This window comes from Haloarcula amylovorans, assembly GCF_004681185.1.
In the GTDB taxonomy this organism is placed as follows: Archaea; Halobacteriota; Halobacteria; order Halobacteriales; family Haloarculaceae; genus Haloarcula; species Haloarcula amylovorans.
The window spans coordinates 786,691-806,837 of record NZ_SRIF01000001.1 but is presented as its reverse complement, the minus strand read 5'-3'; the positions used below and the strand labels follow the sequence as shown (position 1 = coordinate 806,837).

The window sequence follows — 20,147 nt, the reverse complement described above, 5'->3', positions numbered from 1 at the left end:
CCCAGTCCTCGCTCAGGTCCATACCATTTCTCTACTGACACCAGCATGAAAAGTTTTCATCCATGACCCAATCGTATCCTATCATCGAGATAACCACCCATTTCGGTGGCTCACTCGGCGAGAAGACCGGACGCTTCGAGTTCCGGAAGGCATCGGTAAACGAGCAAATCAGGACCGGCCTGCTGGCAGAGAACTCCTTTTCCCAAGCGCTCGGCGCACTGAACGAGTTCTTCACTGACGGAACCGCGAACCGAATCGGCATTTCGGCCGACGTCGGCGGCGGGCAACACCTCTTCGAAATCAACCTCGAGTCGCTCGGGGCTGACGATGGCCAGTGGGGCTACACAGACGACACTGGCACGCTCAACGAGGCAACCGCGACGGGCGGGAATCGAGAGCAAAAGGCCCAGGTCTTTCTGAACTACCTCCGAAAGGGATCGCCGGATAGCCTCCACCCCGCAACGCTGATTTACGGCGAGTACTCGCCCAGCGGCATCATGTCCGAGGACTCGCTGCCGGTCTACTTCGAGGATCCAGAGATGAACGTCTCGCGCGACCAGAGTTCCGTCTTCGAGGGGTCGCTGACCGCTATCGAGACACTCGACGTCTCTGAGGCCGCAACCAGACGGGAGACCACAGACTAATGCGCACACTGTATGCACTCCGCGTTCCGGCAGACGCCAGCTCCGAACCGACGACGTCCCGCGCACTGCAGCTGGCGACCAACGCGGCGCTCAACAGCGACGTCCCCGAGGTCGACTCGCTCTCGGCCTCGCCGGGGAGTCGGTCGCTGGCGGGCGTCGCGATCGGCAAGTACGCCGACCTCACCGCCAGCGAGTTCGAGGAACTATTCAGCGCCACCGCCATCGAGGTCGTGCCCTACTTTGGCAACACGCAAGACCAGCGCGACGGCTACTACGCCCTCGAGGACATCGACGTCACGCGGGCCGCGCCAAACGAGTCCCGGATCCAGCGCTTCGATGGCTCGCTCTCTCAGGCCGGGACCGCGGATTCCCATCGTCGCGCGGTATACACCAACCCACAGCCAGTCGACAACGCGTTCGGGTCGACCTCGACCGCGGAGATCGGGCTCTCGGCGACGGCCACGGGCGTCGAGTGGTGGGATAAGACCGCCGGCACTCGCGAGGCTGCAACGGTCCAGCGGACGGTCACGGGCGAGCACGGCGATATCGACATCTACGACGCGACCGAGCCGTCCTTCGATAGTCCGGTGCTGTTGCACGATATCGCCTACGACCAAGAGTGGCAGGCCGACGCCCGCTGCTGGGATGACTACGACCGGTCGAAGACGGCGACGGCGGCCGACGGGGCGACTATCGACAGCGTCTGGCAGCGAGTGTTCGTCACCAGTCACTCGTTTGCTGGCAAGCCAGTACTAGAGTCCCAGCGACTACGGCTCGTGTTCGACGTCGCCAGCCAGCAACTCCAGGCCTCGCGATGGTCCAGCTCGAACAGCCAGTACGAGTCTGTCTCGCTGGGGAGCAGTTCATGGCAACTCGACGGCATCTCCCTCTCTCGCGTCGGCGTCGAGCGCGTTACTGCCCAAACCCGATGGGTCGACACCAGCGGCAGCGCGACGCACACGCTCGACTGCACTGTCAAGCGTGGCTGGGACGATGCGCTGTTCACGACGCCGCCCAACGAGACGTCGCCGCCGTCGGGGCTGGTGACTCGCCTCGACCCCATCGCCGCCGACAGTGACCAGACTGCGGCGGAGGTCGTGGATATCGTGGCCAACTCGGAGGTGCAACGCTGATGCCGGCCGTCGGGACGGTCCCCGCCCGCGGCTGGTACATCGAGGTTGACCATCCCAGCGGCTTTGTCTGGCGGCCCGACGTCGTCGGCGAGCCAACGCCTAAGCCAACGATCAACGGCTATCCCAAGCTGACCATCCCAGTGCGGGCCTCCGACCGCTGGGCCAAGAGCGACTTCGAAGACCAGCCGCTGCGAGCCTGGTACGATGGCGTGCGCCAGCCTGTCGATAGGGTCGAGACGCCGACCGCGACGGAGTCGGGCTGGGTCCTGGAGGGTCGCGGCGGCACCGAACTCGACACTCGTGTCCGCAAGGAGGTCGACGATCGTCCCAACCACGAAGTGTTCGAGGAGATTATCAACCAAGAGACGGCGTATACGCCGAACGTCGATACACCGCCGCCGGTCATCGATGAGAACACCCTCCTCCGCGAGGCCGATACCGACTCGGAACTATCGAACCTCCTGCAGATACCGGACACCGCGCCGGTTGGCATCTCGGGCGGGCAAGCGTCAACGCTGCAGACGTGTTTCGTCTACGAGGGCGAGGACGAGTTCGCAGTCGGCGACGCCATTTTCGACAGCGCGGCGTCGGGCGAGTTCGCCGAGCAGTACATCCAGACGTCGGACGAGGCGACGGCGTCCTTTTCGCTCGGGTACGACGTTCCAGCCAATGACCTCTCGATCGGTATCCGATGGCGGTCACCAAACGATGCGGATATGTTCTTCGATATTTCCGTCGACGGTTCGTTGGTCGCGTCACTGGGCAACTCCTCATGGAGCAGTAGTTATCAGTGGTACACGTTCTCCGCAGGCCTGGGCTCGCTATCCGCAGGGAGTCACGACATCACCATCACGGTCGCCAGTGAGGACAGTAACAGCGACGCGCTATATATCGACGTCGTCGCGGTCTACGACAACCGCTTTTCGTATACCTTCGACAACAGTGTCGACAGCGATAACGCCCTCTCGGGGCCACAGACAAAGCCTGACCTCGTCGAAATCGAGACGATTAACGAGACGTCGTCCCGGCAGATCTCCGGCGGACGGGTCGAATCGACGTGGAACGACACGTCGGGCAGCCAGTACGTCGCCGTCAGCAACGATGGCGGCGCGACCTACACGACGGCCAACAACAGCGAGACTGTCGAGACGGACTTCGGGAGTGCGTCCTCACAGCTCCGCGCAAAGCTCGGACTCTCTCGGTACGGCTCAGGGAGATCCACGACGCCCACGACAGGCTACAATAGCCAGTCGGTGGACGTCATCCGGCTGCTCGCCGACCTCGACAACACGCCGCGGCTCATCAACCAGAGCTACGACGGCGACGCGATGGACGTCCTCAAGCAGGTCACGCCGCCGGACAGTGTCTTCCAGCTACAGCGCGACGGCGACAACTATACGGTCGAATACTGCGAGGCAGGACAGCGAACGGCCGACGAGCAAGGCGGGACGACCGGCTTCGAGTATATCCGCCGCGTCGAGCGCGCCGTGGATAAGGTCATCATCAAGGGATCGGTGCTGCGGCGTCGCGACGAACGAATCACGGCTGGCATCGGGACGGCCGTCCCGGTGAGCGAGGACGAGCTCGTCCACGGCCGGGAGACAGTGTACGACCCAGCGACGGATACGGAGTACCTCGAGGGGACCGACTACTCGCTCAACGCCCAGGCTGGAGAGGTGGTGGCACTGTCGAACGGTGCCATCAGCGATGGCCAGGAGCTCGCCGTCGATTACGGGTTCCGCCCGGTCGGCGAGTCTAGTACTAGCGTCAGCGACCCGAACGAGATCGTGCGGTCCATCCCTGGCCTGACGACAGATATCGAGTGCCAACTTGTTGCCGAGCAGATTGCCGCGAAGCTCGATGAGCCGCTCAAAGAGGGGACAGTGACGGTGGAGACCGACCGCACGGACTGGTCGCTCGTCGAGTCTCGGGTGTTCGAAGCGCTGCCGACCGAGGACGTCGTCGACATTCGGGACGCTCAACCGGCCGCCGAGGGGACGGACATCCGCTTTGGATCCAGACAGCCAGTCGAGGATATCATCGGCGAGATACGCGACCGTGTGAGTGCGCTGGCTCAGCGGTCCTAACCAACGCTCTGCTTCCTTTTCTCTCAACCGTTGGTTAGTCGGCGATGACGGCCAGCAGCGCCCGAGCCCACTGTTACTCATGCCATCGATACCGAACCTCGGAGAGCTACTGGACGACCACGAAGAACAGCACGCCGTCCCGACCGGCGCAGCACTCGGCTTCGCCGCGGTCGCGAGCGGCGAGCTCGCAGCGCTCGGGATGGGACTGGCCATCATCAGCGAGGCCCTCGAGCGTGGTCGGCCTCGACCCAAGCCAGCGAAAGGCCAAGACATCGCGAACGATGTCCGTAGGGAACCACATTATTTCGGTGCAGGCCTCGTGATCGGCGGCCTGTTCGGCCTCGGCGTCCGCGTCGTCCGATGACGCCAGAACGTTCTTATCCCCACAACGGAAATTCCGATATGCGGGCACCGCTGAAGCCATCACTTCCGGCATGCCCGCAACCCCGTCTCTCCCCTGCGCCGGGCGTTTTCACCCCGGCGCTTTCCACCGGGCAGTTTTTGCAGCAACCGTCTCCAGACCCATGCCAGACACAGACATTTCACGAGCGATGCAGCGCGTCGTCGAACAGTTCGTCCCCGAAAGCGTCCGGACCGTCGGCGCAGCTGGGACCGACCAAACCATCCAGGCCGCCCACGACGCGCTAGGCGACCACTGGCGCAGCGGCGGTGTGGTCCAGATCCTCCCGTCCTACGACCCCGTCGAGGAGGAGTTCCCCCTCATGTGGCGGAAGACCGCCACGCTGCGCGGGGGCAATCACACCGTTATCGAGAACCCGACCGCCAGCGAGCCGACGATCGTCGTCGACATCGACGCGCCAGTCAACCGGCCGCCGGGGCCGCACTTCTACGACCTGACGATCCGCGGGGGCAAGCACGGCATCGAGAAACGCGGCGGTCGCTACGCGATGTTCCGCGACGTCACCGTCAAGCATGCAGCCGAGGACGGCTTCCACGTAGCAGATGCCCAGGAGTACGAGACGTCGGACGGCATGGAGGAGTTCGCGCCAAACACCCACCGTTTCTACGGCTGTGTCGCGGAGGGGAACGGCCGCGACGGCTGGTACGTCGGGCAGGGGATTCATGGTGTGACCCTCGCGTCGTCGAACGCGTACTTCAACGGTCGCGACGGCGTCAACTGGCGCAAGAACTACGCCGGCCACATCCAGGGCGGCAGCTTCGAGCAGAACGGCCGGAACGGGCTGCGCTTCGAGAAGGCCCGCGCCTTCGAGGCTGAGAACGCCTACGTCGAGAAGAACGGGCGGGCCGCCGGCGAGGGAGAGATGACGATCGGCGTCCTCGTCCAGGAGCACAGTCCTGGACTGACGTTCTCGGACTGTTACTTCCAGGGCGGCGGCGTCGAGGCGTGGGCGCTGTACAACCAGGGGAGCCAAACGACGTTGAGAGACTGCTACTCGCGCTCTCACATCAAGGGCTTCGTCTACAACAGCGAGAGCGCCGTGGATACCGAGTGGGCTCGGCAGTCCCATACACTCGGGCAGGGCGAGCACTTCGGCGGCGGGCAGGGTCAACGGACCAGGGACAACGGCGTCATCATCCCGCAGGACCTCTCGACGGTGCCCGGGCAGTTCGAGGGCGATCGGGGCGTCCACGTCGACGAGGACGGGCCCGTGTTCTGTCTCTGGCACGAGGGTAGCTGGTATCAGCCCGACGGAACAGCAGTCTAAAAGTTGGATGGGGGTGTTTCCACAGGAGTCTTTCTCACCTGCTGGGGAGGGTACGGCTCATGACAACCCCTCATTTCTGTACGACTATACGTCACATCGAAATATTGAAATGACTATCTGGTATGTATCTAGTGATGCCGCGATTTTGGAAACGGAAATCAAGCAATGATGGTTTGCAGTCTTCTTGGTTTGTGAAGGTGAAAAATAGGTCTTCTCCACCGCCAGCCTATACATTTCAACTTGAATCGGCTGGAATACGCGTCCTCAAAGAGATGGGATTAGAATCGGGAGACTCTTTCCCGGCCGAAGAATTTTGGACACTTCGCGATTTCGGGTATACCTACACGCTTGGCGACCCTGACGAAAAAGACATTAATTCACTTCTTTCCGACGATGTCGAAGAATCTGATGTACAACAGCTATCGACAGGGAATCGAGTACTATTCATTAAGGCTATACTGGACGAACACAGTCTCAACGAGATTGAGGCACCCAGGTTCTATCGTCTCCTCCAATCGGTTGAACAAGGTTCAAGAGAAAATCGGTTCCAGCTCCTCGAATACCTTACAGAGGATATCCCCGTATCGCCAGGCCCTGTTGATGGTCTTGTCGGCTCTGGTTACACCTCGTCTGTATCTGGAGCACTCGTCTGCAGCGCATTCAACGAGTATCTCAGCCAGTTCGAAGAGAAACTATCCGGTGACTTTGAAATATTAGGTCATAAGGATGGCTACTCGTATCTGTTACTCAACCGATCCGCATGGGATGAGATTCCACTGCTCGAAGACTTTTCTGTTAATGTGCCTCAATCCTACTTGAAAGAAGTACTCCCAGAATCGTCTGAGCCAAGTTGGGAAAGACCCATACTGGAAGCAATTCATGAATCACAATTCCTCGCGGACTCAATTGGTAAAGCACAAACCACTGTCGGCTCGGTAATATTCGAAGGCCTCAAGAACTCAAATGCAGCAAGTGATCAACATCTATCCCTTTCTCCGAAGATGATTCTCATCGTTCCTCGGAAATCCCTTGTAGATACAGAAGTTGTTAGAATCGTCTGATTGAGAATCCCACTGAATCAGTTGTCAGCCCCATGCAACTCCCCGAGATCGTGCTGGTCAAGCTCACGAATCTCTTGTTAGTTCTATCGACAGTCCTGACAGCGCTCGCAGAGCCACTCCCCGGCGATTATGGTACTGTATTCTGTCCGTGGTACGAGGACAACTGGTGTCAATTTAACAGCAGTGTAGTCGGGGCGATCGCCTAACCCAGCACCACACTTTTTGAACCCAGCGTAGGACGTTCCCAGTCCCAGTGTCTGGACCCAATCTCCTACAGTGTGCGATGTGTGGTTGGACCGGAGAGCAGCCCGATCTCAATAGTACAAGCGACGGCGCCGCCTGTCCTGCATGCGGCGAGACGTTAATCGACGAGTAGCGTCGTACCGCCCTGTCATTGTGTCCTCGCGGGTCGATGAGCGGTCCCGTCCGAAGATAGCGTGCACTCTTCCGTCGAGGCACTCAATTGAAGCGCCGAAACTGATACGGTCGTGAACACTCATGTCTCTCAACATGAACCACGAGAGTCAGTACGAGGGGTGGGACGAAGACAAAGAAGAAGAGACCGTCAGCCGGTTCGATAAAGTCGATTACCAGTGGGTGACGCTTTATATCGAGGATATCCCACAGGACGTCATCGACGAGCGTCAGGAATAGGTCGTCAGTCCGAGAGAAGCCAGTGGACAGTCGCTACGAACGGTCCGAGTACAAAGGCCACGAGAATAAACGGGACTCCGATGGCCGCCGCCAGTACCTGTGCGATAGGGTGGTAGTCCTCACCGGCTCGCCATGCGTTAATCGGTTGTGACAGTGGCCACGAAATCAGGTAGTCAATCGCCCCAGTTGCCTCGCCTCGTGTCACACTGCGCCGTCCTCGTTTCATAACAAAACCGTCAACTCCCGTCACCACTGTAAATCTATCGACAGGACCAACCTACTTAGAAACCGTTATTCCGGGCTGCTGATACAGCTCATTACAGCAGTCGCATTCAGTTGCCTGATTCATTTTGCAGGATTACAAAGTCTGACATAAAGTATTGAATGTAGATTTCGCGATAATCACTTCGAACCCGATAGAATGTATAGTAGGCACCTCCCCAAACTCCAACAGCAAATACCGCGATAACAGCGTAATGAATATCATATGTGCTGAGGTATGATTGATAACCGATTACGTCACCGAATCCTGTACTCCAACCATTGGTCAGCCCATCAATCGTCGCGTATGAGTAATACAATGAGAATAATAGAGACGATGCAATCCAAATGCTACCATAGAAGTCCAGAACGGCTTGGAAGGTCCGAGATCGGCCACGCGCATCCATATGAATTTTCGATCGGACAAGCGAGTACAGCATATCGAGATCGTCAGCGTGTGACTGCCGATTCAAGTCTGATCGGTCGTTAGGGAGGGCGAGGTTGTCGAAATTATCCTGACAGGCAAGATAGAATTGGTTAATCAAATCATCGGTCAACACACAGGGATTTAGTATCTCATCAATGAACTCGTCCCGGTGACTAGGTGCTCCAGCATTTTCCTCAATCCATAGCCGAGCTGCATGGATCCCTCGGCCCACGACTACGCCACCAACGATGAGGACCGCAATTATCGCAGCAGGTGGCATATGCACAGATTGAGGAATAAGAGGTACGACGCCTAATAATAGACTTGCGCCAGGAATGAAGATGCTGAAGAAATCGTATAGGTCCAGCTGTCGAGTCCCCTCACCTATCATCCGGGTAATGAAATGTTATCGGTATTGAAAAAACCGCCGGTAGTTATATTTACATCCCGATTACACATCTGGGTGAACAACGAATTGATTAACACGCGCCACTAACAATTACAGGATAAGAACCCATGTCAACCGAACCTCAGCGTCGTGCATCGGCCACGAAGACTGAGCTTCTCGCACAGGGGTTCAACCTGACGCTAATCAAACTCATCCCCATCAGCCTATTGGCGCTGCTGCTAATTCTTACCTTTCAGCCTATTCGAGAATATGGTGGTATCTTGCTCGTCCTTGCAGCAGCCCTCGCCGCAGGGTGGGCATCGTACGACCTGCTGACGAAATTCACTTCGTCTAATTAAAGATCACTAATCTCCGAGTCCGGTTTAGGTGTGGCCCTTACAGAGAGATGCTGCGAACGAAGTCGAGCACCTGTGCTTCACGCTTTCGCGGCTGCAGATTCAGATTAATGTCTACACTCATCGAGATCGCGTCGGACATCTCAACCGCTTCTTCATCAGCAAAGTTCTCAGCTGGATAGACGCCACCCCCCGCGAGTATCGATCCCTCTGATTTCCACCGACCTGCAATTCCCTTGATCGGGAGCGTTCCGCCGCCGAAGCTGAGCTTCTCACGGTCGCTATGAGGGATGTTCACGCCATCAATAGTGACCTTCTGGATTGGATACTCGCCTCGGACGACCTGGAACTCACCAGCTGAAGAATTCGTAGCCAACATTGTCCCGTCATCTCGGATATTCTGCACTCCAAAGTTGCTCATCGCGGATTTCAGGTTATTGAGGATGGACTTATCAATCTCACCGCTCTGCAAAACTGTTGCCCTCGAGTAGGACGATGGGAAGATGTCTACGCGGGCTGCGAATGCAACAGCGAACGGACGGTCGATTTCGCCGAATGTGTCTTCTCTTATCCGCTTTCGAAGTGTCGAGTCTTCGTATTGAGTCACATGACCATGCGCGGTATACTTGATTGGTCCCCAGCCCCCTTTCTGTAGAAGCCGCGTTTCGGATTCTGGTGTAGTCAGTTTCCACCGTTCCCCAGAATCAACCGAGGGAGCTGAGACCTCTTTCTCCGATGGGGCTCCGACATCTGCATCGGATGTACTACTGCAGCCAGCCATTGCTGAAACACCAGCGGTCCCTAAAGCTGCTATAAATCGCCGTCGTCGTACTTTCGCTTGGTTGCCATCTTTGGACATGACAGTCCGATTGTCTGTTCGAGATATATACTTTCTGCCACCCAGGTGAAAGTGAAACCGATAGAGGGAGCTACGGTTCTATTAATCGTCTAATAGTGCCTCTTTCGCTTGCTGGATCCGCTTGAACTCGGCGTCATCGCCATCATTGTCCGGGTGATTGTTCGCCGACAGTCGCCGGGCCACGGCCTCGACGACGTCGTCGGGCGCGTCTTCGGCCACGCCCAATACCTCGTGTGGCGCTTGCGTCGACGCGGTCGCGCCACCGTCGCCGGCGACGATGACGTCCTCGTCTCCCGAGGGCAGCTGTGCCGTGGCGAACTCGTCTTGCCCGGTGTGGACTGGTCGGTTCGACATCTTACGCTTTTCCTTGATGTAGAGCCCGATCGTGCGCACGTTGTCCCGGAGATCGTCGTACTGGTCGGCCGCGACGCAATACTGCTCGCCGTCCATGCTCCAGCGGACGACCGCGCCGGGATCGTTGGGACTGGCGTTCGCGTACGGGCGACCGTCCTTCTTACGATGGGGGGCAGCCGTCGAGAGCCGCCAGTCGTCGACGCCGAGGCGGTCTTCCAGCTCGGTCTCGATGTGGCTGATGGATTTGGCCAGCGTCGTCGAATACTTGTGCGTACTCTCGCGTCGCGTCGTTCGCGAGGCCCAGTGCGGCCAGTCTATCTCGCCGCCCGTGCGGTCGACCTTACTCGGCATCGTCACAGACCTCCCCGACAGCCATCTCGTATACCTCGGGGAAATGCTCGCGTAGGAACTCGACATCCTCACCGAGGTGCTTCCGAACGCGGTTTCGAACGGTGCTCTCGACCTTGTACCGGTAGTTGTCGGACACGTCTGCTTCGCCGCTGATTATCTCTTTTTCACGGTCGGTCAGCAGCGCGCGACCCTCTTCGGTCATTACCTCTTCTGTTTCAGGAGCAGCCATATATTACCTCATATAGTAAGTATACGCCTTAGCGTAAGTAGATTACGCCATCACGTATACACTATCATCGGTGTATACTCTATAGGGTAAGTATTAAGTAGCACCCCGTTGTAGACATGATTGTGAAGCGGGACACCGGTGATGCGACGCAGAACGCATGGCCGGGACGCGCGCCAACGCGTCCGACCGCTTCCTGGAAGGAAGCAATGTCAATCAACGCACGCACCGGACAAAAATCGTCCGGCACGGAACGCAAGTGGCGCTGGACCGACCAGTCCGAACAATCGAGCATCATCCCCGAATCGTGGGCCGCCAAGGGTGACCGCGAAGACGGCGAGGAACTGTACTACGCCGTCGAGGTCCGCACAGGCCTCCTCCTGGAGTACGACGTCGACCACACCGGCAGCAACGTCGCCGGACCCCACCGCGAGCGCCCCGGCATCCAGACGCTGTACGTCACCGCCGACGGCGGCCGGGCAATCGTCCTCGAAACCGAGGGAATCAAAGACGACGGCATCAAGCCGACCGACAACTACGCCAGCGTCGTGGCCCGACCCGCCGGTCACGGCGACGAGGTCGAGCCGGAGCGCCGAGACGCCTACCGCTCGCTCATTCGAGACCTGTACGGGGAGATCGAAACCCCCGCCATGTCGGAGGACAGCGCATGAAGAACGTCCGCGTCCAGAACCTCCGCGACCGTCGCAACCCCTGTACGCAGCTGCACGTCACGCACACCGGTCGTGTCACGGTCCAGGACCGCTACGGATACACGTTCCGCGTCGATCCTGAAGAGGTCGAAGAGATCGAGGAGGCTGCCGATGAATAGCGGCATCCGCACCGGCGATGTCGTCATCGACCTCGTCGAGCGCGGGAAGATGCTCGTCGTCGAGCGCGCCGCCACGAGCGTCGAGGAACACCGCGAGAGCGAGAACTACGACATAGCCGACTACAAGGCCCATCCGTTGCTGGACGTCAGCGACGACGAGGCCGTCTGGACCTGCGTCTACCTCCCGGACAAGCCGACGACAGAGTTCTCTGGCGGCTACGACTTCCCCGAGAGCCGTCTCGCTCGCATCCCGGTTGAGGAGGCCCGCGAGGAGTTCCGACGGCCGCAGGAGCTACAGGCCGTCTCGATGCTCGAAGCCATGTTCAACCAGGCCCGGGAGGACCACGCCTGGGAAGAAGTGACGACGATCGCCGAGCGCTGTCTGCCGAGCGCAGTCGTCGACGAGGCGCGTGGGCTAGCCGACGTGGAGGCGACCGCCGAAGGTGACGCCTGATGGCCGCGACAGCCACTGGCGGGGAGCTGCCGACCCTCGACGGTCGCGACACGAAGGCGCTGACTGAGCCGATGGACTGTTATCAGGACGACCCCGCGACGACCGAGGACCAGGTCGCGGTCTACCACCGTGGCGACCGGTACGTCATCGACCCGTCGGTCGGCGTCTGTGACTGTCCCGACATGCTCCACCGCCGGCCAGACGACGGATGCAAGCACCTTCGCCGCTGGTGGTTCCGAACGGGCGAGCGCCAGTTGCCCGAGTGGGCAGACCTCGAGGCCGTCGACCGAGACCTCCGGGAACACATCGATGACGGGGGGTCCGCATGAACGCGCCGTCGGCCGCCGAGCACCGTCGGCAGCTGACCGGCATCAAGATGCGCGCCCAGGAGACGCCCGACAGGATACCGCGCGACCGGGCGGACGCCGTCGTCGTGACGCGCTACCCGGCCGATCGTCCGCCACGTCGCGACCGCTTCGAGCCCCGCGACGGTGGGGGCTGGACGCGCTACGACGAGGAGTGGAGTGGCTGCCGCTGGCGTACCATCGGCTCGGAACCAGTTGAGTCGGTCTCGATCGAGGGGGGTGCCCAATGACGCTCGACGTCGGCATCCCACTCCCACGCACGTCAAAGGAGATCGTGCTGTCCTACAGTCGCTCGTCGGGTATGGGAGTGGACATCCGATGACGCGGAGTTTTGCTGACCCCGAGACGCTCTTCGAGCTCGTGCGCTCGCAGACCCCAGTCGATGTCGACGGCTTCAAAATTGGCGAGCCGACGGGCCAGATTCGCTGTAACGAGTGTGGACGGTCCGCTGCGGCGCCGGCCTATATCCCGCACCTCCCAGACTGTCCGCAGCGGGATGTCACCAGCAACTACTACGACGAGACGCACTGAAACCCGCCGCCGTCTGCCATCGGAAGCATCGGAAACGACACCCGTTTTCTTATATATCCATCCTGAGACGTTACCAGCTACGTATGATTTCCGAGGAACAGGTACTGGACGAAGAAGCCGTCCCTACCCGCGACCTCGTCGTCCACCGGCGCGACGAACTTGACAGGCTTCTCGAAGCTCTCCGCCCCACCGGCACCGGACCGGCCGACCTCTGCTATCTACTCGGCCCGACGGGAACCGGCAAGACGATGGTGGCGAAGCTCGCGGCCGACCTTTTTGCGAACGCCGAGGGGATGCCTGCTGCCGATTTCGCCCATATCAACTGCTGGCATCACTACGAGCGCAAGGACATTCTCTACCAGGCCGTCGAGCAACTCCGAGACGTCCCGATCCATCACAACGCGACGGGACGGTCCCAGCTCATCGCGCATCTCGGCGAGCCCGTCGACCGTCCGCAGTTCGTCGTCCTCGACGAAGCCGATCAGCTCGACGACAAGCGAGTGCTGTACGACCTGCGGGAGTCTTCGGTCAACGTCGTCTTGGTCGCCAACAACGAGGAGGATCTCTTTCGCAACATCGACGAGCGGCTCCAGAGTCGGTTGTCGGTCGGCCCCCGGATCGAGTGTCTAGCCTACACCGCCCAGCAGCTGACCGGCATCCTCGAGAAGCGGGCTGAGTGGGTGCTGGGGTCGCCGGGACGCAACTACGAGACACAGCATCTGGAGTTCATCGGGACGAACGCCGACGGCGATGCCCGGGTAGCCATTCGGACGCTGGCAACGGCGATCGACGAGTGGCGCAGCTCCGACGCCAGTGCTATCACCCGAAGCCATATCGAGACAGCGCTACCGGCTGCCCGCGAAGAGTTGCGTCAGAAGAGCATCGACCAACTGAACGACCACCAGCGCGCGGTCTACGACGTCGTCGTCGAGCACGGTCCAATCACGACGAATAACTGCCACGTCTGCTACGGCGATCGTGTCGAGGACCCTCGCACTCAGCGCACTGTCCGGACCTATCTGACGAAGCTGGAGCAGTACAACCTCATCGAATCTGAGGGTCCCGGCAACTGCCCGAAGTTCGTCGGAAAGTCCATCGGAAACTGAGAAACCGCCAGACGGTGGCCCGATGGAAGCCATCGGAAGCATCGGAAACCTCGCCCCTTTGCCTATTTGAGTATAGTGTGTCCCTCGGCGTGTATGCCGGATACGATGGATCACGTCCTCCAGCGCGGGACGGCCGAACGGTGGCGGTATGCCTGCCCGGAGGGGCACGCGAGTTGGCAAGCACTCCAGAGCCACGCCTACTGCTGTGGGTGTCAGCGGCGGCGGGCCGATGGTGCGGACATCAACCCACGCTATGAGGAATTGCTCGACAAACAGACCGGAGAAACAATCACGTACAGCGAACTTCCGTGGGGGGAGGGGGCGTGAGGTCAGTCAGCTGTCGCCGTCGCCGGGTTGGGATTTCCCTCGAGGAACTCCTCAAGGGCATCTACCTCTTCCTGCAGGTCGCTTTCGAGGTCGGCAATCAAGTCGTCGACGCAGCCTCTCAGCAGATCAGATTTAGTCAACCGTTCGTCGTCATCCGCCAGAGCGTTGTGGAAGTTAATCAGATCTTCCAATCGCTCTTTTTTCTCAGTATCTATCCTAAATGTAACTCTGGATTCATCATCACCCTCGGCCATGTCACACGGTATGACCCAATGGGTGAAAATCGTTTACCCATTGGGTATGTCCTATGGTATGCGTGTCATACGGCAAGACAAGGTTTAATAGTCATCCGTTAGGACATTAGTACGCATGGCACGAGTGACGCTCCGTCTCCCCGACGACCTCGATAAAGCTGTCGAGGAGTACATCGGGTACGGTCACAAGAGCGAGTTCTACCGCGAAGCCGCGGAGGAAAAACTCGCCAGGGAGGCGGCCGACGACACGGAACCTGACGAGAAAGCCGCTGAAAACTCGTAGCCGCACCGCTCACGAACTGAGAACCCGGCCTGCCCCAACAGGCCGAGAAAAGCAACTGACTACACATGACCCAACGAACGCCAGGACGTTACTATGAACGTCCTAACCGCGGAAATCCCGCCCTACTGGTAAGTAAATGGGTCTATTTTGTGGTCAACTCGGTTCGCAATCGCCTGTCCGCGCACCCGGCCTCCACCTTCACACAATCGAGACCGGGCGCACGTGGCGGGCTCGAATCAGTATCGATTGCTCAACCGACAGCGGGCGCGGAGCGTGACGCTCTCTGCCCGATAGATTCGAACCATGACGAAAGACGCAGACAACACTGATAACGATTCTGGCATCGAAGACGAACAGAACCACGACGCCCGCACGCGATTGGCCAGCGGACTGCGGGCCCTCGCTGACGAAGTCGAGCGGGCCGATCGGCAGCTGGGCCACAACAACCTGGACGTCGACATCACCGACGGCATCGCGACGATCGTCACGACGTACGACCTTCGCGAGCGCTACGATATCGGCGAAGATCCAGAGGGCTACACCGAACCCGAAGTGATGACCGACGGCGGCGGCGTTCAGGAACGGACTGCCGGCGCCGCCGACGACGGCGAGTTCACTCGCTTCAAGTGGGACATCCTCTACATGCTCGCCGCCGAGCACGATGAGGCCGACTACGGACTCGGTCTCAAAGCCTCGCTCGAGGCCTACTACGACGAAGAGGTCAACCACGGCCGCCTCTATCCAAATCTGGACGAACTCGTCAAGCAGGGCTGCGTCGAGAAAAGCAAGCTCGACGACCGTACCAACGAGTACACGCTGACCGAGAAGGGCGCGGAACTCATCCGCGAGGACGCTAAGCGCCGGCAGACCATCGCCTCGAACCTCGGAGGTGAGCTGTGATGGCGGCCACGAACCTCGAGATTCCCAACGAGTTCGAGGAGTGGCCCCACGGCGCCCGGTCGTTTACCCTCGCCGAGGCCAACACCGCGAAGGACCTCCGCCGGGAGATCAACAGCCTTGCTGGCCTCTCCAGCGACGACGTTACGCACGACAAGGCCGGCCAGTTCACGAAAGAGCAGCTGGCGACGCTCGTGATGGCACTCGGGGGCCCGAACGGGGGTGAGACGTGATGGCCACCAGCGCCCAGAAATCGTTCGCGCTCGAAGCCATCGACTGCGACGGCGTCGACGTCGGTCGCGATGACGACGGCAACCTGACCGCGGCGCGGGACCTTACCAACGATCGCGTCGAGCTTGACGACATCCTCGACCTCGCCGACGAGCACGGCCTCTCGCCGACGAACGTCATCACGGACATGCAGAGTGCAGAGACCCGCGTCGTCTTCGGTGGATCGGCATGAACCTGCTCGTGGCCTTCATCGGCACGGTCCTGTTCACGGCCGTCCTCGTGGGTGCTGTCGAGTGGTTCTGCATCCACCGGGAGGCGCAGTGATGCAGCGCGGCATCATTGGCGTCCCGGTCCAGAGCCACAGTCGCTTCACGACCGTCGAGCCGTACCACTCGACGACCCAGGAGTACGGCCACACGCTCCACGCCGCCATCGAACCGACCGAGCAGCGCGACCTGAGCGGCGACACGGAGTTCGTCGAAGGGCGCGCACTCAAAGAGTCGACCGACGACGAGTCGAAGTGGTACTACGACGCCGACGACGGCATTCAGCGCCGGACTGTCCACTCGAAGGTCCAACACGCTTCGAAGTTCGTCGCCGTCCCCGGCGACAGCGGACGGCAGGGCTTCGCTATGGTGGATTCAAGTGACGGGACATTCGCCTTCAGTGTCCTCGGGCGGGCCGACCACACGCTCATGGACCGCGCGGAAATCGACCTCGGGGACTTCTACTTCGACCGCGAGGACGACTTCAGCATCCGGACCGGTGGCTGTTCCGGCGCGCTGGACAAGGCTGACACGCTGATGGCGTGGGGCAGTAGCATCGAGGACGACGACAACGTCGGCCGCCCGCTCGACGGCGCGTTGCGGTCGAACACCATCCCGCAGCTGGCCGGCCAGTACGCCAGCCCCGCCGTCGACGGCATCATGCGCGTGAACCTCGCCGCCAGCGGCTACGTCGAAGTGTGGGAACCCGAGCTTTCGACCTACGAGTTCCTCGAATGGGTCCGGGCAGATATCCTGCCGTACGTCCGCGGGGCCGACGAGGGGCGCAACGACGCCTCCGAGCAGGCCGAAGCCGACCCCGACCAGCCCGGCCTCGACGAGTTCGAAGGCGACGAACCCGACTCCTGCCAGCGGTGCGGGCGAGAATCCGACACCATCAACGACGCTGGTTACTGCATCGTCTGTCGAGACAAGCGCGAAGAGGAGGCCGCGACCGACGGAGGTGAGAGTGATGTCTGAGTCGGAGCGCTTCACCAACATCCCGACGCCGGACCGGTTCTTCGTCTCGGTCGGGCCGAAGCTCGACATCAACCATCGCCCGATGGACCACGAGAAAGAGGACATCCGGTTCACGGGCCAGAACGTGCCCGGTGGGAAGTTCGGGTTCGAGCTCGCAGCGTCGTACAACCATGCTGGCTACGACGTCAATCAGCACGTCTGCCTCGACCGCGACGGCGCGGTCGCACTGTTCGATGCGCTGGCCAACGCACTCGGCGTCGAGGGCGACGGCGCGTCACCGCGACCCGGTGACCTGGAGTGTCGTCTGTGCCGTCAGTCGTGGGACCCCGAGTCTCTGTACCGGACCGGCGACGTCCTTCGCTGTCCTAGCTGCGACGGGGCGCTACGGCCATGAGGGACCACTTCGCCGTGGTCGGCGACTGTGCCGCCTGCGACGGACAGATGGTCGAGACGACGGCAGTCAAGACTGACGATGGTCGCAGCGTCACCCTCCGCTGCCAGGACTGCGACGCGACCGGCGAGCTGCGGACCGATCTCGGGGACGGCTCACTTGCCAACGCTAGCTACTCCGGGCTTGCGAACCCCGAGATGGCCGCCGTTCAGTGGATCGACTGTTTCAACTGCCACGGCTCGGGCGAGGTCGTCGGCTGTATCGACGACATCTGCCATGGTAAGGGTCGGTGCATCCACGACGGAAACGACGCCTGTCCCGAGTGCCACGGGAGTGGTCGGAAACCGCGTCTGGTCGAATCCGACGGCGGCCGCCCGCAGATAGCGTTCGCCGACGAGCACGTCGACGCCATCATGGACGGCGAGAAGACCGTCACCGTCCGCTACGACTTCGACCACGAGTTCGACGCGGGCGACATTGCCGAACTGACCACCGAAGATGGCGAACCATTCACGAGGTCTACCATACAGAGCCAGTTCGAACTTCGCGCCGACTGGATATCCTTCGCCGACTTTGCCGGCCACCAAACGTACAAGACGACCGGTGAACTGCTCGACAAACTCTCCGAGTACTACCCCGACGCCGACATCCTCCCAGGGACAGTGCTGGACGTGGTCGTCTTCGAGGCCGGGGAACAACTGACGGACCCGCCGTGGTACTGCCCATGGTGTGAAGCCGTCATCACCCTCGATGGCGAGGTTGTGACCTCCGAGGGCGGTGCCTACTGGCACGCCTACGACCACCGTGACAAGGGGAGCTACGCCGTGACCGTCATGGAGGCGTTCGAGGTGCTCGACACCGTCGAAACCGAGCAACATCTCATGACGCCGGGAGGCGATGCCTGATGGCGACGGCCTTCACTCCCGACACCCCGTTCGTCACCGCCCACGCGGCTGACCGATGGGATGAGCGCACCGCACCGGACTCGGTGGCGCCGGAAACCGCCTGGGCTCACGCCCAGCGCATCGACGCTGGCGGACCGTTCCGCAGCGTCGACGTCCGACTCCACCACGGAAGTGAGACACTCCTCCTTCGAGAGCACGGTGCCATCACCAGCGTCTACCAACTCAACCGGTTGACGCCGAAACAGTATCACGCCGTCAAACACGCCCTACCCTTCGATATAGCGAGGTACGATTCATGAGCGCCGAAACCAAACCACCCGAGAACAGCACCGACGAAACCGACCAGTCGTGGGCCGAAGCCCACCGCGAGGAACTCGAACGCGAGGCCAACAGCGACGGGTCACACGCCTGGGTCTGCGAGGCTATCCTTCAGTCCTTGGAGGGTGACTCATGAGTACCCAGCACGCTCGGGTCAGCGTCGACCTCCTGGAGCAGATCCGCGACGAACTCTCGTCGGCCGGCGTCATCCAGCTCGGCGAGCGCGTTGGCGAGCGACCCAACGGCCTTCGTCTTCCGTTCCCGAGTGGCCCCGCTGGCCGCTTCCCCGCAGCGCGGGCAGTATTCGTGATGGGGAGCGAGCGGTTCCTGACAGTTCCCGCACGGCCGGCGCTCTCGGCTGGGCCCGTCACCGTCGTCCTCAACGACACCGGCGACGCGGAAGATGTCCTCGTTGTGCTCGTCGGCGGCGATATGCTGGTAGGTCTCCCACATGTCGGTGTCGACGGTCCAGTGGACGCGATGCTCGATTTGCGAGCGGGTGTAGCCCTCGCGGACCATCCGCGTCACCGCGGAGTGTCGGAAGTTGTGGGGGTTGACCGGCCGCTCGACGCCAGCCGCGTCGGCCGCACGCTGCAACTGCGTTCGGATCGCGTTGGGCGTCAGTGCGCCGTCGTCGTCACTAGGCTCGTAGCCCCCGCCGGGGATCTTGTGAAAGAAGGCGACGTCGGGATCGTCCGGACGGGGATGGACCTGATGGAGATAGGTCCGGAGAACGGACTTGCTGTCGATGATGGGATAGTCGGTGATGTCCGCGCCCTTCAACGCGCGTGCGTTGCTGTTAGGTCGATAGGTCGGTGCGTCGTCCTCGAGGTTGACGTCACGGACCCGGAGCGACCCGGCCAGCGAGAGGCGAGCGCCAGAGTCCGCGAAGAACTCGATGAGGGCGATGTCCCGGAGGTTGTTCGCGGCGTCGGTGAGAGCGTTGATGTCCTCGCCGCGCAGCATATCCTCGGGCTTGACCTTGGTGTCGGGCATCGACGTGAGCGCGTAGTCGTCGGCCCAGTCGGTGCCGAGGTCGAGCTCGCGATGCAGCTTCCGGACGATGAACTCGACGTTGCGGATCGTCCCGTCGGAGAACTCGTAGTCGTGCCGGAGTTCGTAGGCGTGGTCTTCGAGGTCCCACTCGGTCATCTCAACCAAGGGGACGTCGCAGCGCTCGGCAGTCTTCCGGAGGTTCTTCAGATAGAGCTGGAGCGTGCTGTCAGTGACAGTACCGTCGAGGCGCTTGATGAGGCGTCGAATGTGGGGGTAATCGGTCTCACAGTGGACGTCGAGCTTATCGAGTTCCTGCCGGAGATCGTCCTCGTACCCCTGGAAATCGGAGAGGTCTCCCATCGTGAACGTTCGAACACTGTGGGGTATAATCAAACCCGGGTTGGGAAAAATAACCTTTTTGCTCAACAGCGTTCCGTCGAGCCGCCTTATAGGCTTTTTCCACCGTTTGAGAAACGAGCTGGTTCGAATCTGGTGTGTCACGTACTGTCGCACCTCGTAACGAGAGA

32 protein-coding genes are annotated in these 20,147 nt (G+C 60.7%); 25 read left to right on the top strand and 7 right to left on the bottom strand.

Annotated features, from left to right (window positions below; translation table 11 throughout):
* Positions 1-62 precede the first annotated feature (62 nt).
* The 7 genes from E4S61_RS04175 (at position 63) to E4S61_RS25225 (ending at position 7,267) form a co-directional block, all read left to right on the top strand.
* The gene (locus tag E4S61_RS04175; protein ID WP_135302637.1) at positions 63-644 is read left to right on the top strand and encodes a hypothetical protein; all 582 of its coding nucleotides are present in this window, start codon (positions 63-65) and stop codon (positions 642-644) included.
* Positions 644-1,777: a hypothetical protein gene (locus E4S61_RS04170; protein WP_135302636.1), complete on the top strand. Its 1,134-nt coding sequence runs from the start codon at positions 644-646 to the stop codon at positions 1,775-1,777. Before E4S61_RS04175 ends, E4S61_RS04170 begins: the two co-directional genes overlap by 1 nt.
* Positions 1,777-3,864, top strand: coding sequence for a hypothetical protein (locus E4S61_RS04165; RefSeq protein ID WP_135302635.1), 2,088 nt, complete (start codon positions 1,777-1,779; stop codon positions 3,862-3,864). Before E4S61_RS04170 ends, E4S61_RS04165 begins: the two co-directional genes overlap by 1 nt.
* A gap of 79 nt (positions 3,865-3,943) precedes the next feature.
* Complete coding sequence (locus E4S61_RS04160; RefSeq protein ID WP_135302634.1) at positions 3,944-4,228, top strand: hypothetical protein; 285 nt, start codon at positions 3,944-3,946, stop codon at positions 4,226-4,228.
* A 160-nt stretch (positions 4,229-4,388) separates the two neighbouring features.
* A complete protein-coding gene (locus E4S61_RS04155) occupies positions 4,389-5,552 on the top strand; it encodes a right-handed parallel beta-helix repeat-containing protein (RefSeq protein WP_167768408.1) in 1,164 nt (387 codons plus the stop codon).
* Positions 5,553-5,824: 272 nt separating this feature from the next.
* Complete coding sequence (locus E4S61_RS04150) at positions 5,825-6,613, top strand: hypothetical protein (protein ID WP_135302632.1); 789 nt, start codon at positions 5,825-5,827, stop codon at positions 6,611-6,613.
* A 498-nt stretch (positions 6,614-7,111) separates the two neighbouring features.
* On the top strand, positions 7,112-7,267 hold the full coding sequence (locus E4S61_RS25225) for a hypothetical protein (protein ID WP_167768407.1): 156 nt from the start codon (positions 7,112-7,114) through the stop codon (positions 7,265-7,267).
* Between the two features lie 4 nt (positions 7,268-7,271).
* Here the strand turns inward: E4S61_RS25225 and E4S61_RS04145 are convergent, their stop codons facing one another.
* Positions 7,272-7,472 (bottom strand): hypothetical protein, encoded by a 201-nt coding sequence (locus E4S61_RS04145; protein WP_135302631.1) that lies wholly within the window; start codon positions 7,470-7,472, stop codon positions 7,272-7,274.
* Positions 7,473-7,599: 127 nt separating this feature from the next.
* A complete protein-coding gene (locus E4S61_RS04140) occupies positions 7,600-8,346 on the bottom strand; it encodes a hypothetical protein (RefSeq protein WP_135302630.1) in 747 nt (248 codons plus the stop codon).
* A gap of 125 nt (positions 8,347-8,471) precedes the next feature.
* Here E4S61_RS04140 and E4S61_RS04135 point away from each other — a divergent pair, with 125 nt between their 5' ends.
* Entirely contained in the window at positions 8,472-8,702 is a 231-nt protein-coding gene (locus tag E4S61_RS04135; protein WP_135302629.1) for a hypothetical protein, read from the top strand.
* 37 nt (positions 8,703-8,739) lie between these two features.
* On the opposite strand, the gene E4S61_RS04130 is transcribed toward E4S61_RS04135, so the two are convergent.
* The 3 genes from E4S61_RS04130 to E4S61_RS04120 form a co-directional block, all read right to left on the bottom strand.
* Positions 8,740-9,558 carry a hypothetical protein gene (locus E4S61_RS04130; RefSeq protein WP_167768406.1) on the bottom strand — a complete coding sequence of 273 codons (819 nt, stop codon included), beginning with the start codon at positions 9,556-9,558 and terminating at the stop codon, positions 8,740-8,742.
* Between the two features lie 81 nt (positions 9,559-9,639).
* Positions 9,640-10,263, bottom strand: a complete 624-nt coding sequence (locus tag E4S61_RS04125) for a J domain-containing protein (RefSeq protein WP_135302627.1) — start codon at positions 10,261-10,263, stop codon at positions 9,640-9,642.
* Positions 10,253-10,492 carry a hypothetical protein gene (locus E4S61_RS04120; protein ID WP_245180572.1) on the bottom strand — a complete coding sequence of 80 codons (240 nt, stop codon included), beginning with the start codon at positions 10,490-10,492 and terminating at the stop codon, positions 10,253-10,255. Before E4S61_RS04120 ends, E4S61_RS04125 begins: the two co-directional genes overlap by 11 nt.
* A 206-nt stretch (positions 10,493-10,698) precedes the next feature.
* Here E4S61_RS04120 and E4S61_RS04115 point away from each other — a divergent pair, with 206 nt between their 5' ends.
* From E4S61_RS04115 to E4S61_RS04085, 8 genes are all read left to right on the top strand, one after another.
* The gene (locus E4S61_RS04115) at positions 10,699-11,160 is read left to right on the top strand and encodes a hypothetical protein (protein WP_135302626.1); all 462 of its coding nucleotides are present in this window, start codon (positions 10,699-10,701) and stop codon (positions 11,158-11,160) included.
* Positions 11,157-11,318, top strand: a complete 162-nt coding sequence (locus E4S61_RS25220) for a hypothetical protein (RefSeq protein WP_167768405.1) — start codon at positions 11,157-11,159, stop codon at positions 11,316-11,318. Before E4S61_RS04115 ends, E4S61_RS25220 begins: the two co-directional genes overlap by 4 nt.
* Positions 11,311-11,772, top strand: a complete 462-nt coding sequence (locus tag E4S61_RS04110; protein WP_135302625.1) for a hypothetical protein — start codon at positions 11,311-11,313, stop codon at positions 11,770-11,772. The genes E4S61_RS25220 and E4S61_RS04110 overlap by 8 nt, the downstream gene beginning before the upstream one ends.
* Entirely contained in the window at positions 11,772-12,101 is a 330-nt protein-coding gene (locus tag E4S61_RS04105; protein WP_135302624.1) for a hypothetical protein, read from the top strand. The genes E4S61_RS04110 and E4S61_RS04105 overlap by 1 nt, the downstream gene beginning before the upstream one ends.
* Complete coding sequence (locus E4S61_RS04100) at positions 12,098-12,367, top strand: hypothetical protein (protein ID WP_245180570.1); 270 nt, start codon at positions 12,098-12,100, stop codon at positions 12,365-12,367. The genes E4S61_RS04105 and E4S61_RS04100 overlap by 4 nt, the downstream gene beginning before the upstream one ends.
* Positions 12,368-12,455: 88 nt before the next feature.
* Complete coding sequence (locus E4S61_RS04095) at positions 12,456-12,668, top strand: hypothetical protein (RefSeq protein WP_135302623.1); 213 nt, start codon at positions 12,456-12,458, stop codon at positions 12,666-12,668.
* Positions 12,669-12,751: 83 nt separating this feature from the next.
* The gene (locus tag E4S61_RS04090; RefSeq protein WP_135302622.1) at positions 12,752-13,774 is read left to right on the top strand and encodes a Cdc6/Cdc18 family protein; all 1,023 of its coding nucleotides are present in this window, start codon (positions 12,752-12,754) and stop codon (positions 13,772-13,774) included.
* Positions 13,775-13,867: 93 nt separating this feature from the next.
* Positions 13,868-14,101 (top strand): hypothetical protein, encoded by a 234-nt coding sequence (locus tag E4S61_RS04085; RefSeq protein ID WP_135302621.1) that lies wholly within the window; start codon positions 13,868-13,870, stop codon positions 14,099-14,101.
* A gap of 2 nt (positions 14,102-14,103) precedes the next feature.
* On the opposite strand, the gene E4S61_RS04080 is transcribed toward E4S61_RS04085, so the two are convergent.
* The gene (locus tag E4S61_RS04080; RefSeq protein WP_135302620.1) at positions 14,104-14,355 is read right to left on the bottom strand and encodes a hypothetical protein; all 252 of its coding nucleotides are present in this window, start codon (positions 14,353-14,355) and stop codon (positions 14,104-14,106) included.
* Between the two features lie 115 nt (positions 14,356-14,470).
* On the opposite strand from E4S61_RS04080, the gene E4S61_RS25215 reads away from it, so the two are divergent.
* From E4S61_RS25215 to E4S61_RS25210, 9 genes are all read left to right on the top strand, one after another.
* Positions 14,471-14,638, top strand: coding sequence for a ribbon-helix-helix domain-containing protein (locus tag E4S61_RS25215; protein WP_167768404.1), 168 nt, complete (start codon positions 14,471-14,473; stop codon positions 14,636-14,638).
* Between the two features lie 303 nt (positions 14,639-14,941).
* Positions 14,942-15,538, top strand: a complete 597-nt coding sequence (locus E4S61_RS26080) for a helix-turn-helix transcriptional regulator (RefSeq protein ID WP_245180566.1) — start codon at positions 14,942-14,944, stop codon at positions 15,536-15,538.
* On the top strand, positions 15,538-15,768 hold the full coding sequence (locus E4S61_RS04070; RefSeq protein ID WP_135302619.1) for a hypothetical protein: 231 nt from the start codon (positions 15,538-15,540) through the stop codon (positions 15,766-15,768). The genes E4S61_RS26080 and E4S61_RS04070 overlap by 1 nt, the downstream gene beginning before the upstream one ends.
* Positions 15,768-15,998 (top strand): hypothetical protein, encoded by a 231-nt coding sequence (locus E4S61_RS04065; protein ID WP_135302618.1) that lies wholly within the window; start codon positions 15,768-15,770, stop codon positions 15,996-15,998. Before E4S61_RS04070 ends, E4S61_RS04065 begins: the two co-directional genes overlap by 1 nt.
* Before the next feature lie 91 nt (positions 15,999-16,089).
* Positions 16,090-17,010: a hypothetical protein gene (locus tag E4S61_RS04060; protein WP_135302617.1), complete on the top strand. Its 921-nt coding sequence runs from the start codon at positions 16,090-16,092 to the stop codon at positions 17,008-17,010.
* Positions 17,003-17,404 (top strand): hypothetical protein, encoded by a 402-nt coding sequence (locus tag E4S61_RS04055; protein ID WP_135302616.1) that lies wholly within the window; start codon positions 17,003-17,005, stop codon positions 17,402-17,404. The genes E4S61_RS04060 and E4S61_RS04055 overlap by 8 nt, the downstream gene beginning before the upstream one ends.
* The gene (locus E4S61_RS04050) at positions 17,401-18,306 is read left to right on the top strand and encodes an ASCH domain-containing protein (protein WP_135302615.1); all 906 of its coding nucleotides are present in this window, start codon (positions 17,401-17,403) and stop codon (positions 18,304-18,306) included. The genes E4S61_RS04055 and E4S61_RS04050 overlap by 4 nt, the downstream gene beginning before the upstream one ends.
* Complete coding sequence (locus tag E4S61_RS04045; RefSeq protein ID WP_135302614.1) at positions 18,306-18,605, top strand: hypothetical protein; 300 nt, start codon at positions 18,306-18,308, stop codon at positions 18,603-18,605. The genes E4S61_RS04050 and E4S61_RS04045 overlap by 1 nt, the downstream gene beginning before the upstream one ends.
* Positions 18,602-18,760 (top strand): hypothetical protein, encoded by a 159-nt coding sequence (locus E4S61_RS25210; protein WP_167768403.1) that lies wholly within the window; start codon positions 18,602-18,604, stop codon positions 18,758-18,760. Before E4S61_RS04045 ends, E4S61_RS25210 begins: the two co-directional genes overlap by 4 nt.
* On the opposite strand, the gene E4S61_RS04040 is transcribed toward E4S61_RS25210, so the two are convergent.
* Positions 18,736-19,980: a tyrosine-type recombinase/integrase gene (locus E4S61_RS04040; RefSeq protein ID WP_135302613.1), complete on the bottom strand. Its 1,245-nt coding sequence runs from the start codon at positions 19,978-19,980 to the stop codon at positions 18,736-18,738. The two genes, E4S61_RS25210 and E4S61_RS04040, sit on opposite strands and share 25 nt — an antisense overlap.
* Between the last annotated feature and the right edge of the window lie 167 nt (positions 19,981-20,147).

Coding starts and splice junctions, on each gene's coding strand:
- E4S61_RS04175 (WP_135302637.1), top strand. CDS start 63: ATGACCCAATCGTATCCTATCATCGAGATAACCACCCATTTCGGTGGC.
- E4S61_RS04170 (WP_135302636.1), top strand. CDS start 644: ATGCGCACACTGTATGCACTCCGCGTTCCGGCAGACGCCAGCTCCGAA.
- E4S61_RS04165 (WP_135302635.1), top strand. CDS start 1,777: ATGCCGGCCGTCGGGACGGTCCCCGCCCGCGGCTGGTACATCGAGGTT.
- E4S61_RS04160 (WP_135302634.1), top strand. CDS start 3,944: ATGCCATCGATACCGAACCTCGGAGAGCTACTGGACGACCACGAAGAA.
- E4S61_RS04155 (WP_167768408.1), top strand. CDS start 4,389: ATGCCAGACACAGACATTTCACGAGCGATGCAGCGCGTCGTCGAACAG.
- E4S61_RS04150 (WP_135302632.1), top strand. CDS start 5,825: ATGGGATTAGAATCGGGAGACTCTTTCCCGGCCGAAGAATTTTGGACA.
- E4S61_RS25225 (WP_167768407.1), top strand. CDS start 7,112: ATGTCTCTCAACATGAACCACGAGAGTCAGTACGAGGGGTGGGACGAA.
- E4S61_RS04140 (WP_135302630.1), bottom strand. CDS start 8,346: ATGATAGGTGAGGGGACTCGACAGCTGGACCTATACGATTTCTTCAGC.
- E4S61_RS04135 (WP_135302629.1), top strand. CDS start 8,472: ATGTCAACCGAACCTCAGCGTCGTGCATCGGCCACGAAGACTGAGCTT.
- E4S61_RS04130 (WP_167768406.1), bottom strand. CDS start 9,558: ATGTCCAAAGATGGCAACCAAGCGAAAGTACGACGACGGCGATTTATA.
- E4S61_RS04125 (WP_135302627.1), bottom strand. CDS start 10,263: ATGCCGAGTAAGGTCGACCGCACGGGCGGCGAGATAGACTGGCCGCAC.
- E4S61_RS04120 (WP_245180572.1), bottom strand. CDS start 10,492: ATGGCTGCTCCTGAAACAGAAGAGGTAATGACCGAAGAGGGTCGCGCG.
- E4S61_RS04115 (WP_135302626.1), top strand. CDS start 10,699: ATGTCAATCAACGCACGCACCGGACAAAAATCGTCCGGCACGGAACGC.
- E4S61_RS25220 (WP_167768405.1), top strand. CDS start 11,157: ATGAAGAACGTCCGCGTCCAGAACCTCCGCGACCGTCGCAACCCCTGT.
- E4S61_RS04110 (WP_135302625.1), top strand. CDS start 11,311: ATGAATAGCGGCATCCGCACCGGCGATGTCGTCATCGACCTCGTCGAG.
- E4S61_RS04105 (WP_135302624.1), top strand. CDS start 11,772: ATGGCCGCGACAGCCACTGGCGGGGAGCTGCCGACCCTCGACGGTCGC.
- E4S61_RS04100 (WP_245180570.1), top strand. CDS start 12,098: ATGAACGCGCCGTCGGCCGCCGAGCACCGTCGGCAGCTGACCGGCATC.
- E4S61_RS04095 (WP_135302623.1), top strand. CDS start 12,456: ATGACGCGGAGTTTTGCTGACCCCGAGACGCTCTTCGAGCTCGTGCGC.
- E4S61_RS04090 (WP_135302622.1), top strand. CDS start 12,752: ATGATTTCCGAGGAACAGGTACTGGACGAAGAAGCCGTCCCTACCCGC.
- E4S61_RS04085 (WP_135302621.1), top strand. CDS start 13,868: ATGCCGGATACGATGGATCACGTCCTCCAGCGCGGGACGGCCGAACGG.
- E4S61_RS04080 (WP_135302620.1), bottom strand. CDS start 14,355: ATGGCCGAGGGTGATGATGAATCCAGAGTTACATTTAGGATAGATACT.
- E4S61_RS25215 (WP_167768404.1), top strand. CDS start 14,471: ATGGCACGAGTGACGCTCCGTCTCCCCGACGACCTCGATAAAGCTGTC.
- E4S61_RS26080 (WP_245180566.1), top strand. CDS start 14,942: ATGACGAAAGACGCAGACAACACTGATAACGATTCTGGCATCGAAGAC.
- E4S61_RS04070 (WP_135302619.1), top strand. CDS start 15,538: ATGGCGGCCACGAACCTCGAGATTCCCAACGAGTTCGAGGAGTGGCCC.
- E4S61_RS04065 (WP_135302618.1), top strand. CDS start 15,768: ATGGCCACCAGCGCCCAGAAATCGTTCGCGCTCGAAGCCATCGACTGC.
- E4S61_RS04060 (WP_135302617.1), top strand. CDS start 16,090: ATGCAGCGCGGCATCATTGGCGTCCCGGTCCAGAGCCACAGTCGCTTC.
- E4S61_RS04055 (WP_135302616.1), top strand. CDS start 17,003: ATGTCTGAGTCGGAGCGCTTCACCAACATCCCGACGCCGGACCGGTTC.
- E4S61_RS04050 (WP_135302615.1), top strand. CDS start 17,401: ATGAGGGACCACTTCGCCGTGGTCGGCGACTGTGCCGCCTGCGACGGA.
- E4S61_RS04045 (WP_135302614.1), top strand. CDS start 18,306: ATGGCGACGGCCTTCACTCCCGACACCCCGTTCGTCACCGCCCACGCG.
- E4S61_RS25210 (WP_167768403.1), top strand. CDS start 18,602: ATGAGCGCCGAAACCAAACCACCCGAGAACAGCACCGACGAAACCGAC.
- E4S61_RS04040 (WP_135302613.1), bottom strand. CDS start 19,980: ATGGGAGACCTCTCCGATTTCCAGGGGTACGAGGACGATCTCCGGCAG.